Genomic DNA, 12,873 nt, shown 5'->3' on the forward strand with positions numbered 1-12,873 from the left:
TCAGTTGAACCTACAGCACTTATTTTCATCCGCTTAGAGTGACCAAAGAGGGTTACAGCCATTCCTGCTTGGGTAAGCCACAATCTGGTAGTCTAATTGAGACCCGCGAAATTAGGAAATAGCCACTCATGCCTGCGCCTTTGTCGGTTGATTTACGAGAGCAAATTCTCACTGCTTATCAAGCAAAAGCCGGATCGCAACGACAACTGGCAGAACGATTCAAAGTGAGTTTATCGTTCATCCGAGACCTGCTGCGACACTACCGGGAAATGGGTAGCGTGCAACCTAAACCGCATGGGGGAGGAGCCGTTGCGAAGGTGGGCAACGCGCAGTTACCCATCGTTGAAGCCCTCGTCCAGAAACAACCGAATGCCCTATTGAGCGAATTGTGTGACCGCTTTGCGGCACAAACTGGGGTCGAGGTGAGTGTCTCGACTATGCAACGGGTGGTGAGCCAACTCAAGTTCAGCGTCAAAAAAAACGCTGATTGCCTCCCAACAAGCTACGCAACGGGTCAGAGCTTTGCGCTTTGCTTTCCGATTTTGGAGTTTCACAGTAGACCCACGCAATTTAGTGTTCATTGATGAAACCAGGATTCATTTGGGGATGACTCGCCTCTATGGGCGTGCCCCAGTCGGTGAACGCTTGTATGACAGCGAAGCACCCGGGGATGGTGGCAAAAATCTCTCCTTGATCGGCGCGATGAGTATTGATGGTTTGATTGCCACCTTGAGTATCGTTGGCAGTGTCAATACTGCCGTGTTCCTATTCTATGTGCAAGAGATTTTGATTCCTCAATTGTGGGTCGGTGCAATTGTGGTGACGCATAATCTACCGGTTCATCACGCAGAGGTCGTGCGGGAAGCCATCGAAGCGGTTGGCGCTAAAGTCGTGTTTTTACCCCCTTACTCTCCTGACCTGTCACCGATTGAATTGTGCTGGTCAAAACTCAAACAACTCTTACGCTTGGCGAAAGCTCGAACGAGAGACGCACTAGACCAAGCTCTGATCAAGATTATCAACGAGTGTATTTCTTGTGATGATGCCCTTAGTTGGTTCGCTCATTGTGGTTTATTCATCTGAGAACTGCTGTAGTTCCCCCCGTCTACCACCCCTCATGAATAATGCAGGCTAGGCAGAATCTTTCCGCATATCTTCTGATTTTCTACAGAGACGGCAAAGGTACTGTTGGACACACAGTACATTCACTCATCCAGTCTCCTCCCCTGCTCCCGTTAGATCTTCCCCTCATTCTGGAAAGAAAAACTCCGCTGAATCCTCATCCACGGGTTCACGATTGCGGTAATATGCCTCTAATTCTTCTGGAGTGATGGGGTTCTCAGTGGGATTCTCAAAAAATGCCTTGATGCGGATATAGCGCCGTAAGCCCTCTGCTCCGGCATCTTCCCGCGTAGCCTCTTTGAAATCATCTGGGAAGGTTTCACTCACCTTAATCCAGGCTTCCTGCAAAATATCCTCGATTTCAGCATTGGGAGCCTTGTCCAGCAAGGTTTCCAATGCTTCCAGAATCTCGATCGTCTGCAAAATTTCGGGAGTGATATCAGATCCAGACATTGCACATTTACCCATGTCCTAAAGCACGTAATCGGGGCAGTGCCATTGTCGTTAGAAAAATCACTAACTGGGTTGCCACAATACTGGGACCAGAAGGCAAATTAAACGCCGCCGAAATCAGCATCCCAACCACAGCACTCAACGCCCCTAATCCTGCTGATAGCACCACGTAGTTGGTGAATGTTCGGCTCAGCAGTCGGGCAGCACAGGCAGGAATCACCACAAACGCACTCACCAGCAACACTCCGATCGCCTTGATCGAAATGCCCACTACCAGCGACAGCAAGACAATAAAGGCGGTACGATGAGCCGAAACCGAAACTCCACGGGCGATCGCCAATGGTTCATGCAAGGTCAGCAACATTTGCGTTCGCAACGTTAGACCAATAAACACCGTACAAGCAATCAATAACAAACCACTAAAGACTAAATCCAGTTCTCGCACTGCCAGAATATCGCCAAATAGCAGGTTATTCAGTCCACCTTTGTACTGTCCGACAAAGCTGAGGGTGATGATGGCGATCGCCAATGATGAAGAATAGATGATATTCAGCAGTGCATCGGTCCATAACCGAGTGCGCTCTAACAGATACGTGACCCCCAAAGCAAAGCAGACAGCAAAGGGCAGCAATACAACGGATGGATTAATGCCGATCAGTAAACCAATACTGATGCCCAACAAAGCTGAATGCCCTAATGCATCACTGAAGAAAGACAATTGGCGCAGGATTGTGAAGCTCCCCAGCATCCCGCCCATTAACCCGGTGAGAACGCCACCCAAAAGTGCCCGTTGCATAAAGGGCAGTTGAAACAGTTCAACGATATGGCTGAGTTCGGTAGGCATAAGGGAATAGAGTTAATGCTGATGGCGATAGCGAACAAATTCAGACCCGTAAGCAGCCGAGAGATTATCGGGGGAAAGGGCTACCTCTGGAATGCCCTGGCAAAGTAAGGTGCGATTAAGGCAGAGAACGCGATCGCAGTGTCGGCGCACCATATCCAAATCATGCGAAATTTGCAGGATTGCCCAGCCTTGCTCTCGTTTGAGTTGGTACAATAGGTGGTAAAACTCTGATTCACCCCGCACATCTAATCCTGCCGGAGCTTCATCCAGAATCAACAGACGACGGGGACGCACCAGACAGTATGCCAGGAGGACGCGCTTAGTTTCGCCTCCCGACAACCTACTGATTAACTGATGTCTGAGATGGGCAGCATCGACCCGTGCCAACGCTTCACGAATGGCATGACGGCGTTTGCGGTGGTCTTTCCAGGGCACCTGAAACCCTAACTTGTCCCATCCCAATCCCACCAGTTCTTCGACGGTGATGGGAATCCGGCGATCGAACAGAAAGTTTTGCGGCAGGTAGGCAATCTGTTGACGAATGGCAGGTGCGAGAAAACCTCGACGAGACAGAGGTTGCCCCAGGATAAAAATATCTCCTGCTTGCCGAGGCAGAATCCCCAGAATCGCTTGTACCAACGTACTTTTGCCCGCCCCATTGGGACCAACGATCGCCGTATCGGTACCCGCCTCTAGCTCAAACGAAACATCCTGCACCGCCGCATAGGTTTCGCGATAAACCGTCAGTTGCTCAACCGATAGCACGAGCTCTCTCAAGCAACCCTCCTAAAACCGAAACCCAACTCTCTGCGGCACAGCAGCAACGGGTTGCGGTGTCCAGAGGGGAAGAAAGGACTGAGTTGATTGCCCAGTAAAAGCGCTCACCAAAGTTTTGACATTCTGCCGCATCGTCGTGAGGTAGTAATTGGGCTGGAGTGCCTCACTACCTCCCGTTTCCATCGGGTCAAAGGTGCTCACCCGCACGTTCAAATCCTTTGCCAGTGATGCAAACGCATCTTGTCCACTGTGGGGTTCGGTCAAAAGTGTTTGCAAGTTGCTTGCCTTCGCTGCATCCATCACTCGCTTCACATCATCGGGAGAGGGATTTTCCTCTGGTACATCAACCAGGAACGTTGCCTTCAAGTTATAGCTTTGGGCAAAATAGGGCGCAAAGTCGTGGAAGACGACAAAGGTTCTCCCGGCGTAGGGTTGTAGCAGCTTTGTGGTTTCGGCATCCAAATTCCGTAACTGCTGAATGTAGGCAGATGCATTGGCGGTATACACATCTTTTCCTGCTGGATCTGCCGCAATCAGCCCATCCCGAATGTTTTCTACCTGCCGAATTGCCCGCTTTGGATCTAGCCAGATATGAGGATTGTATTTTCCATGATCATGTCCATGTCCGGCTTCAGCTTTTTCATTTGCGCCATGATCGTGGTCATGGTCATGGGCTTCCCCTTCGATCGATTCTGTCGTAATGGTCTGTATACCCCGACTGGAATCAATCACCTTCAGGTTGGCATTCCCTGCATTTTTAACCAGGTCTTCCAGAAACTCCTCCATCCCTAGCCCGTTTTGCACTAGCACATCGGCTTTCGCCAACTTCTGGGCATCTTCCGGCTTTGCTTGATAGTCATGGGGCTCAACATTGGTAGGTAACAGTTGAGTTACCTCTGCCCGATCGCCCGCTACGGCTTTTGTAAATTCCGTAATCGGCAGAAAGGTCGTCACTACCTGCAACTCATCTGCTGTCGCCGCCGCCGGAGACGCATTTGATTGAGGCGATCCAGAACCGGAAGGCGTATTGGTTGCACAACTTCCCAGGCTGAGTGCAATCGCCGACACCACCGCAACAGACAACCGCCGGACGAGATTGCTGGATGGTTGTAATCTTGTGTTTGAATGAATCATCTGAAGTATCCTCACGTATTTACAGCAGTTTTGAGTTTGATGAGTAAGGGAATAAGGGAGGAGCCTCATTTCCCATTTCCTACTCCCATCACCGTTGCAACATCAACGCCACATCTTTAGCAAAGTAAGTCAAAATTAAGTCTGCCCCGGCTCGTTTCATGCTGGTCAGGGTTTCCAGAACCACTTTTTTCTCGTCAATCCAACCTTGTTCCGCCGCGGCTTTAATCATGGCGTATTCCCCACTGACGTTGTAGGCTGCAACAGGTAAATGAGTGCGCTGTTTGATCTGGCAAATAATATCCAGATATGCCAGTGCAGGCTTGACCATCACAATGTCGGCACCCTCAGCAATATCGAGATCCACTTCCTTAATCGCCTCTCTTGCATTGGCGGCATCCATTTGATAAGTCTTTTTGTCTCCAAACTTGGGTGCAGAATCCAGGGCATCCCGAAACGGACCATAGTAAGCAGAGGCATATTTGGCGGAGTAGGCGAGAATGCCCACGTTGATCCAGCCTTCCTTATCCAGCGCTTTGCGGATTGCTCCGACGCGACCATCCATCATGTCGGATGGGGCAACAAAATCAGCTCCAGCTTCTGCCTGAACAAGAGCCTGTTTCACCAGCACCGCAACCGTTTCATCGTTGAGAATTTTGCCATCCTGCACAATGCCGTCATGCCCTTCACTGCTGTAGGGATCGAGGGCAACATCAGTGATGACCAGGACATCAGAAACAGCTTGTTTAATCGCTCGCACCGCGCGAGGAATTAAGCCATCGGGATTGTAGCTCTCAGTCCCCGCATTATCCTTCTGTTCATAGGGAATTAGGGGAAATAGAGCGATCGCCCCAATTCCTAACTCAGCCGCCTGCTTTACCTCATCCAGCAGCAGATCCAGCGTGTAACGGTAGCAACCAGGCATGGATGGCACTTCTTCCCGCTGCCCATCCCCTTCCATCACAAACAGCGGATAGATCAAATCCTCAACCCGCAGAATATTCTCCCGCACCATGCGACGCAGAGTGTCAGTTCGCCGCAACCGCCGGGGACGATAAGTGAGCGCTAGCATCGTAGAGTTGGCTTGACCGCCAGAATCAGAAGGAGCAATTGCTGTCTGCGGAGTTTGAGGTGTGGGTGTTGAGGTTTCAGTTAGACTCATAATATAATGAGAATCATTATCATTCGCTTATTATACGGCACTCGTTGTGAAAAGTGACTCACCCTCTCAAGAAAGTGCAACCCATTCACCTCGTCTGACTCACAATCAGCAAGCTGTGCTCGATATGCTGTGCCAGCAAGCGAATGCCCTCTCCGCTCAGGAGCTATATGGTCTGCTGCGCCAACGGCAGACGATCGGGCTGGCAACCGTGTATCGGGCATTAGAAACACTGAAATTGCATGGATTGATCAAAAGTCGGATGGGGGCAAACGGCGAAGCGTTCTACAGCCTCGTTACGCCCGATCAGCACTATCTGACCTGTTTGCAATGCGGTCAATCCTTCCCGCTCGACCATTGCCCGGTACAGCAGTTAGAAATGCACTTACAGCCTTCAGTTCCGTTCAAAATTTACTATCACACACTAGAGTTTTTCGGTCTCTGTGAACCCTGCACCCATAAAGTTCATTCGTGATTGCGCGGTTTCTCTCACACAATCTAGAAATCTACTGATAAACGCGACCTTCTACGGTTTGAAATCCTTTTCCAGAGCCGTAGCGAACAGTCTTGAACTCAATTTGGTTGGAATTAGGGTAATAAAGCGTATACGTAGCTTGACCAGGAATACGTCCAACATTGCCAACGCCAACAATTTGCCGCGGTTTCACCTGGGTTACTTGCGGTGAAATCATTTGATCTAACGTCGTAATACTAGATGTCACCGTACCTTGCTGAATCTGATACTGAAAAATCAATCCAGAACGACCGCAAAATAAGATGTTAGCATCCATCCGCATAAGACGATCGAGCATCTGAATTGGGGGTGTATCCGGTGTTAGCTCATCGCTCACACTGACGCTACTGCCGTGAATTAACAAACAGTCGAGTTCAAAGAAACCGAAGTCGAGCGATCGCACCCACTCCACCATTTCTCGCGGAATCGCATCCCACAGGATTTTCACCATTTCCATGCCATATCGCTCAATCAGTTCAGTGGGTTCTCCGGTTCGTCCTAAGCCATATAAGATCAGCAACTGTTCTTCCCACCATCCCTGACACACTTGGGGCACAGGCTCATTGGCACGAGGAGACTGAATTCGTTGAATCACTTTGATGCTGGCAGGGGTTGCCGCAATCACATCCCCCAGGATATACACTTCTTCTACCGGGTTTCGTTGCCGTTTGATATCTGCCAATACCGCTTCGTAAGCTGCTAAATTTCCTTCAATGCCACTTAAAATTGCCCAACAGGTCATCTGATACTACACGCCTTCGTAATTTGAACGTAATTTGAAAATGGTCATCTATTCAGTAAACGCGAACCAGCCTGCGAAAATAAAGCCAGCATAAAAACGAGTTGTTCGGGTGAAACCAGCTTGAGCTAGCAACTCCAGAGTTTGTTCTTCTGAAATACATTGGATGTTTTGCCATACTCCGTCAGCAAGTTCGCTGAGCCGTTGTGCTTCCATCCCTGCCATTTGTGCCATTTGTGCTCGTTTCTGCCAGCCATCAATCAAACGCTTAAACACCTCTGATTACTTATCTCTATGCGAATATACCAGCACAAACGGGCTACTCGGTTGAAGACGTGACGCGATCGCCTTGAGGTAATCCAGCTTAGTGCCATTATCGGGTAGAAGATGCATCACGAGTAAGCTGGTTGCAGCACTGTATCGATGCCACCGCCTGCCCCAACCACAAGAATATGAGCATCATCCGTCAAATAGAGTTGGAATAAAGCTGTCAGCATGGTGAGCATCGCATCATAGTCCGGAATATTTTGCCGTACTGCGATGTCGTAGTCAGCCGTTGGTAGATTGGGATTTTGATCAAAGTCAAAGGGATTTTCGCTCATAACTATCGCTCACACACATGAGTCGGATCATCGGCGCGTTCGGCAAATTCCATCCCTCTGGCTAATCGCCACGCGAAGATCGGCGGCAAGCCTTTTTCAATAATGGCGGCACAGGTTTTTTGATAGTCATATTCCACTTCTCGCAACGTGATTTGATCCGTGTCATTGTTATAAATCACGTACGTGGCATTCGGTCTACCATGACGGGGTTCACCGACTGAACCTGCATTGACAATCCGCTTGAGTGGCGCAGAAAAGCTGTTATCTTGAGGTTCTGATTTTCCACTCAGTTTGACGCGGATTTGCAATTGTCCAGCATCGAGCGACCGCACATAAGGCACATGGGTATGACCACAAAACAAGATATCGGCACCCGATGCCAGCACACGCTCCATTGCCACAAACGCATCCATCTCTGGTAACAAGTACTCATGCTGGTTGTGGGGACTGCCATGCACAAAGCACAGGTTTTCATCCCGCAAACTCAGGGGTAACTGCGCCAGATATTCTCGCACTTCGGGGTGAATCACCTGGTTCGTCCACTCATGTGCTAACTTGCCACGTTTCTCTGCCAAAACCGATGGATAACTACATTCACAAGCATTTAGCCCTTCCACAATGTCTTCATCCCAACATCCCTGACAGGTGGGAATATCTAAAGAGCGAATCATCTCCACCACCGCATTAGGATGAGGTCCGTATCCCACTAAATCACCGAGACAGTAAACCTTATCTACATTGTGATCATCGATATCCGAGAGCACAGCATTCAATGCTTCATAATTGCCGTGAATGCAAGACATCACCGCGATTTTCATGCCACCTCATCTCCTGGCTCTAATGAGTCTTTAATTTGTTGTTGGTAATATGCAATCACATGGTCTTCTAAGCAGCAAGCTTTGATTGTTTCAGCGATTGCTTCTTGATCCAGTACTTCACCAACTACCTCAATGCCGCTAAACCGATCGGGTCTGCCATTGCACCAAAGCGGCAAATTCAGTTCAAGATAAGTCGTCTCAGCAAGTCCCGCCACAAAGTCAAAATAGAGCGATCGCCCATCAGCCACATCAAAAACGCCTTTTGCACGTTGAACATGGCCATATGCCCCCTGGGTGAGTTCGTACCAAAACGTATTAAGGCTGGCAAGGTCAAACACCTGCCCAGTCAAAGTAGACCGCCAGAGATGAGGCGTTTGTAATGTAATGGGAGTCTCAGCTCCCGTAACGACGAGATTTGCCCACTCATGCCATTCTGTATCTCTCATTCCCGGCGGCAATACGGCAACTCGCTGACAGCCTGCTATCCGCTCAGGCAGAATCAGGGATGTCAAATCCACATGAAACCCCAATTCAACGTAGATGGGACGCTCGGCGATCGGTTGCTCCAGAAATTCGGTCAACTGGCTGACAGACAACACGGTAAGACTAGGAACTTCGGCTGCCAAATAGGTTGCATCAACTGACGTTTCTCCGGCACCCAAGTTCAAGTAGACGGCTGGTTGGTTAAGGGTATTGACCTGCTGCCGTATCCAGGTGGTTTTACCAGCACCCAGTGTCCCAGATACCAGGGTGATGTTTAAAGATTGCATCCAGTGTCTTAACAGTCTTTGAGTTCAGGGGTTTGATTGAGAATTTGGCTGCGAATCGAGGTGAAGTTACGGTAGGCAGGCATAATCTAAACAATCATGCCGAAAGGCTGCTAGATTATGACAGTTTTGAAAGGCTAACTTCACGTTAAAGTGCCGCTCTACGGCTCCCCGAACGCATCTCCACCTACCATCCGCAGCAATTGCCCGCGTGCCTGCTCGTTGGGTGGGGGAACTGCATGGTTTGCCCACTCCTCACCTTCCTGGTGAGTGCTGTAGGACAGTTGCTCGACGATATTCCAGGCATAGGGCAACGATTGCCGGACGGTTTCAACAAAGGCCTTCTCATCTACCTCGCCTGCCGCAGCCTGTTGAATCAGGGCTTCACTGACGTTCAGAGACATTTTTCTCCTCATGCTTCATTGGCTGCAACCCATTATACTATAATACAACTAAAAAATGATAATCATTCTCACAATTCAGATAATCATTCTCACAACCCAGCTATTAATCCATGCCTGATGCCGTGTTCGCACTTCCAGACTCCATTGACCTGGCGATCGTCGGAGCAGGTCCCCATGCTCTAACACTGGTGACTCACCTATTGCGAAAGAAAAAATCAATGCGCGGGCGATTTATCGTCTTCGATCCTAGCGGCACCTGGATGAGCCAGTGGAATCATCAATTTGCTGCTTTTGAGATTCCTCATCTGCGATCGCCTGCCGTCCATCAACCCGATCCTGACCCTCATGCGCTTCGTACTTTCGCCGAGGCTCGCCCTGATGAGCTGTTTCCCCCCTATGATTTGCCCGGAACTCGCCTGTTTCAGGACTTTTGCCAGGACATAATCCGTCGCTGGCAGCTACAGACTTGTGTCTACCCAGCCCAAGTGACGCGAGTCATACCATTTAGCCACCATCGGCGTTCGCGCTTTCTTTTGGAGTTATCCAACGGTCAAACACAGATTGCCCGGAGAGTGGTGATGGCAAATGGGGGTGGCATCCCGCAGGTGCCGGAGTGGGTTGAGCAGATTGCAACACCATATCCAAACGATCGTCTCTTGCATTCGGGACGGGTTGATTTGCGAGGGCTACAACTCCAAGGGGAACGAGTGCTGATCATCGGCGGTGGATTAACCAGCGGTCATTTAGCCATTGGTGCGATCGCGCGTGGCGCACGGGTTTTTCTCATGTCTAGAAGAAGGGTATACGAAAAACTGTTTGATGCTGACCCTGGTTGGCTGGGACCGAAGTATCTTAAGGACTTCTGGTCAGAACCGGATTGGAGCACTCGCTGGCAAATGATTCAGCAGGCAAGAAACGGAGGGTCGATGACTCCCGCAATCCTGACGCAATTATGCCGATTGCAACGGGATGGGAAGATTGTGTTCTATGAGCAGTGCGAGGTGCGTAGCGCGAGATGGAACGGAGAACACTGGCAAGTTTGTTGTAATAGTTCAGCGGCGCATCAGTACCTTCAAGATCAAAACATCGATCGCATCTGGCTGGCGACGGGTAGCCAGTTGAATGCAACCAAGCACCCGCTGTTGAAAGACGTTTTAGAGACTTACCCAATTGAAGTTGTGAAGGGGTTGCCTGTGGTGGATGAGCATCTGCGCTGGCAACGCTGCGAGTTATTTATCATGGGTGGTTTGGCGGCGTTGCAAGTTGGTCCAACGGCGCGAAATTTATCAGGGGCAAGAGCTGTGAGCGATCGTATTGTTCCCGCTCTAACCAAATCTAGCTTGGCGTTAAACTAGAAATTTTGTGTACGGATCGCGAATTCATTGGGCAAGCCTGCCAAATAGGGCTGCAAAACACATCGGAATTGAGTAATCTGCTCATCGGGTTTCATGTGACTTGGTTATTTAGTTAACCCCTTTCCTGCTAATCTTTTCAAGGTTTTGTCTTGTACTAAGATAAGAGACTTATCGTTTACCAAATCCCTGACCTCGGAAAGCCTGTGATCAGACTAACAATTCACCATCCAATCCTCCTGCAGCAAGCTGACGTCCCTGCGGATGCCAGGTGAGACAGGAGAAGCCATTAGCTGCACCTGTAAGCGATTGAATCAGTCGCGTGCCCCGATGCCAAAGGGCAACCCAACCGTCCTCTGCTGCCGACGCTAACAAGAGTGAACCGGGCTGAAAGGCGATCGTCTGCATCACTCCCTGATGATTACCCAGAATCCGACTTGCCCAACCAACGCGCTCATCGCGATCGCGTTCCCAAACAACCACAGCAGCTCCACTACAGGATGCCAGCATCGGCACACCAATATTTGTGGGAACCTCAGACTATGCCAGTTGCCGCACTTTACCCGGAAAGCCCTGCATCAGCCACGGAGCCGGATTACCCCACTCCATCCCGCTTAGAGTACTATCGAGATTGCCCTCAGCAATGAACTGGTTATCGGGTGACCAGGCGATCGCCACCGTTGCCGAGGGAATATCTAGCGCCTCCTCTTCTGCATCCCAATCGGTTGCATTCCAGACCCTTGCCCCTTGATAGCCTGCCAGAGCAAGATATTTACCATCTCTACGCCAATCAAGGTCCAGGACGGTTGAAGCCTCGAAGTTAAGCGTCGCTGCAACTTGCTGTGTATCAGCATCCCAAACCTGAACATACTTGCCCAGGCTAAAGGCAATCTCATGCTTTGTCAGATTCCAGCACAGGCGATCGACCCAAACGGATTTGTTTTCTAACGTGGTGATCAGTTTTGGCAAACCCGATTGAAGCAACCAGATCTTCACCTGCCCATCTTGCCCTCCGATCGCCAAAAATTGCCCATCATGGGAAAACGCAAGGCAATCAATTGAGTATCCCGTTTCACTCTGGAGAAGAGTAGATTGGAAACCTAGCAAGCTGATTAACATCACCTCCCCAGCCGCGGAACAAGCCGCCAAGCAGCAACCATCGGGCGACCAGGCGATCGCCGTCACATAGTCTGACAAACTGCCTCGCCAGGTTTGTTGAAATTCCAGTTGTGCTTTTGTTTTCATGCCAGACACGCCCGGAAGCCTTCTTTTAGCTGTGTTTCATCCAAATTGCGACCGATAAAGACCAGTTCATTCTTGCGGGTTTCGTTGGGCTTCCAGGGGCGATCGGCTCTGCCGTCAAACAGCATATGAACCCCCTGAAACACAAAGCGATTGTCTTCGCCCTCAATGTTGAGAATGCCCTTCATCCGAAAAATATCGGGTCCTTGATTGCGTAACAATTTACCCAGCCAAATATTCAGTTTTTCACCATCGATCGCACCAGATTCGACAATCGCCACGGAACCGACGGTTTCATCATGTTCGTGAGCATCCTCGCCTAAAAAGTTGGGATCAATCTCCAGAGCGCGACTGAGATCGAACGCTCCGACTCCCAGGATGCTATCCATTTCTACTTGAGCGTCCTTTGTCCGGTAGATTTTTGCCATTGCATTCATGGAGCGGATGCGTTGCTCTAATTCATCCAGTTCTGCAGGCGTGACCAGATCGATTTTATTGAGCAGAATCACGTCGGCAAAGGCAAGCTGCTCGATCGCTTCATCGACATCTCAGTACTGGTGAATATGCTTGGCATCCACAACGGTGACCACGGCATCCAGGCTGGTTTGAGAGCGCATATCTTCGCCCATGATGAAAGCTGGAATTCAACAAGTACTTTGGGTTGAGGCAGAACTCTGGCAGTTTAGGGTTGAAGGAAACCGAACGTTAGCAGGTCAGAATACCGACAACCCATTGATGCAGTAATTTTTTAATGCCACTAACACCATCCGACCTGCCAGCCAATAAAGTTAACCGATGCAGTGACCAGATTTTTCTGGGGTAATGTTTCTACAAGAAACCGGGTTGCTGGTTTGAGCAGATTAGAACGTGAAGGTTGTCCGGATGGCACCAATCACAACATCTGAGTTGCTTGAGTTAAAGTCGGGATTGGTCAGCCAGACAATACCGG

At 49.8% G+C, this 12,873-nt stretch carries 18 protein-coding genes and 1 pseudogene; 4 read left to right on the forward strand and 15 right to left on the reverse strand.

Translation table 11 applies throughout. The annotated features are described in order from the left end of the window. Positions 1-128 precede the first annotated feature (128 nt). Together ACUVQO_RS19515 and ACUVQO_RS19520 are read left to right on the forward strand one after the other, a co-directional pair. Positions 129-584: a helix-turn-helix domain-containing protein gene (locus ACUVQO_RS19515; protein ID WP_445927500.1), complete on the forward strand. Its 456-nt coding sequence runs from the start codon at positions 129-131 to the stop codon at positions 582-584. Positions 585-606: 22 nt separating this feature from the next. Further along, complete coding sequence (locus ACUVQO_RS19520; RefSeq protein ID WP_445927501.1) at positions 607-1,083, forward strand: transposase; 477 nt, start codon at positions 607-609, stop codon at positions 1,081-1,083. A gap of 165 nt (positions 1,084-1,248) precedes the next feature. Here ACUVQO_RS19520 and ACUVQO_RS19525 read toward each other — a convergent pair whose 3' ends face one another. The 5 genes from ACUVQO_RS19525 to hemB form a co-directional block, all read right to left on the reverse strand. After that, positions 1,249-1,575 (reverse strand): hypothetical protein, encoded by a 327-nt coding sequence (locus ACUVQO_RS19525; RefSeq protein WP_445927502.1) that lies wholly within the window; start codon positions 1,573-1,575, stop codon positions 1,249-1,251. 7 nt (positions 1,576-1,582) lie between these two features. Next, the gene (locus tag ACUVQO_RS19530) at positions 1,583-2,419 is read right to left on the reverse strand and encodes a metal ABC transporter permease (protein WP_445927503.1); all 837 of its coding nucleotides are present in this window, start codon (positions 2,417-2,419) and stop codon (positions 1,583-1,585) included. A 12-nt stretch (positions 2,420-2,431) separates the two neighbouring features. Further along, on the reverse strand, positions 2,432-3,196 hold the full coding sequence (locus ACUVQO_RS19535; RefSeq protein ID WP_445927504.1) for a metal ABC transporter ATP-binding protein: 765 nt from the start codon (positions 3,194-3,196) through the stop codon (positions 2,432-2,434). 9 nt (positions 3,197-3,205) lie between these two features. Further along, entirely contained in the window at positions 3,206-4,330 is a 1,125-nt protein-coding gene (locus tag ACUVQO_RS19540) for a metal ABC transporter substrate-binding protein (protein ID WP_445927505.1), read from the reverse strand. Positions 4,331-4,418: 88 nt separating this feature from the next. After that, positions 4,419-5,492 (reverse strand): porphobilinogen synthase, encoded by a 1,074-nt coding sequence (hemB, locus tag ACUVQO_RS19545; protein ID WP_445927515.1) that lies wholly within the window; start codon positions 5,490-5,492, stop codon positions 4,419-4,421. 43 nt (positions 5,493-5,535) lie between these two features. Between hemB and ACUVQO_RS19550 the strand changes: the two genes are divergently transcribed. After that, positions 5,536-5,961 (forward strand): Fur family transcriptional regulator, encoded by a 426-nt coding sequence (locus ACUVQO_RS19550; RefSeq protein ID WP_445927506.1) that lies wholly within the window; start codon positions 5,536-5,538, stop codon positions 5,959-5,961. Between the two features lie 31 nt (positions 5,962-5,992). On the opposite strand, the gene ACUVQO_RS19555 is transcribed toward ACUVQO_RS19550, so the two are convergent. The 7 genes and pseudogenes from ACUVQO_RS19555 to ACUVQO_RS19585 form a co-directional block, all read right to left on the reverse strand. Then, the gene (locus ACUVQO_RS19555) at positions 5,993-6,742 is read right to left on the reverse strand and encodes a metallophosphoesterase family protein (RefSeq protein WP_445927507.1); all 750 of its coding nucleotides are present in this window, start codon (positions 6,740-6,742) and stop codon (positions 5,993-5,995) included. A 48-nt stretch (positions 6,743-6,790) separates the two neighbouring features. Further along, complete coding sequence (locus ACUVQO_RS19560; protein ID WP_445927508.1) at positions 6,791-7,003, reverse strand: hypothetical protein; 213 nt, start codon at positions 7,001-7,003, stop codon at positions 6,791-6,793. A 128-nt stretch (positions 7,004-7,131) separates the two neighbouring features. After that, positions 7,132-7,341 (reverse strand): hypothetical protein, encoded by a 210-nt coding sequence (locus ACUVQO_RS19565; RefSeq protein ID WP_445927509.1) that lies wholly within the window; start codon positions 7,339-7,341, stop codon positions 7,132-7,134. A 2-nt stretch (positions 7,342-7,343) separates the two neighbouring features. Beyond that, positions 7,344-8,159 carry a metallophosphoesterase family protein gene (locus ACUVQO_RS19570; protein WP_445927510.1) on the reverse strand — a complete coding sequence of 272 codons (816 nt, stop codon included), beginning with the start codon at positions 8,157-8,159 and terminating at the stop codon, positions 7,344-7,346. Continuing rightward, positions 8,156-8,929: a GTP-binding protein gene (locus ACUVQO_RS19575; protein WP_445927511.1), complete on the reverse strand. Its 774-nt coding sequence runs from the start codon at positions 8,927-8,929 to the stop codon at positions 8,156-8,158. The genes ACUVQO_RS19570 and ACUVQO_RS19575 overlap by 4 nt, the downstream gene beginning before the upstream one ends. Before the next feature lie 8 nt (positions 8,930-8,937). Then, positions 8,938-9,012: a hypothetical protein gene (locus tag ACUVQO_RS19580; protein ID WP_445927516.1), complete on the reverse strand. Its 75-nt coding sequence runs from the start codon at positions 9,010-9,012 to the stop codon at positions 8,938-8,940. After that, a pseudogene (locus tag ACUVQO_RS19585) lies at positions 8,996-9,342 on the reverse strand (SCO5389 family protein). The gene ACUVQO_RS19580 and the pseudogene ACUVQO_RS19585 overlap by 17 nt, the downstream one beginning before the upstream one ends. Positions 9,343-9,440: 98 nt before the next feature. On the opposite strand from ACUVQO_RS19585, the gene ACUVQO_RS19590 reads away from it, so the two are divergent. Next, positions 9,441-10,685, forward strand: a complete 1,245-nt coding sequence (locus ACUVQO_RS19590) for a SidA/IucD/PvdA family monooxygenase (protein WP_445927512.1) — start codon at positions 9,441-9,443, stop codon at positions 10,683-10,685. Between the two features lie 207 nt (positions 10,686-10,892). Here ACUVQO_RS19590 and ACUVQO_RS19595 read toward each other — a convergent pair whose 3' ends face one another. Genes ACUVQO_RS19595 through ACUVQO_RS19605 form a run of 3 tightly spaced genes read right to left on the reverse strand, consistent with a single transcriptional unit; the run spans position 10,893 to position 12,457 of the window. Further along, positions 10,893-11,192: a WD40 repeat domain-containing protein gene (locus tag ACUVQO_RS19595; protein ID WP_445927513.1), complete on the reverse strand. Its 300-nt coding sequence runs from the start codon at positions 11,190-11,192 to the stop codon at positions 10,893-10,895. A 30-nt stretch (positions 11,193-11,222) separates the two neighbouring features. Continuing rightward, positions 11,223-11,927 (reverse strand): WD40 repeat domain-containing protein, encoded by a 705-nt coding sequence (locus tag ACUVQO_RS19600; protein WP_445927514.1) that lies wholly within the window; start codon positions 11,925-11,927, stop codon positions 11,223-11,225. Beyond that, positions 11,924-12,457 (reverse strand): CobW family GTP-binding protein, encoded by a 534-nt coding sequence (locus ACUVQO_RS19605; RefSeq protein ID WP_445927517.1) that lies wholly within the window; start codon positions 12,455-12,457, stop codon positions 11,924-11,926. The genes ACUVQO_RS19600 and ACUVQO_RS19605 overlap by 4 nt, the downstream gene beginning before the upstream one ends. Positions 12,458-12,873: the final 416 nt, after the last annotated feature.

Source organism: Leptodesmis sp., from assembly GCF_052746595.1.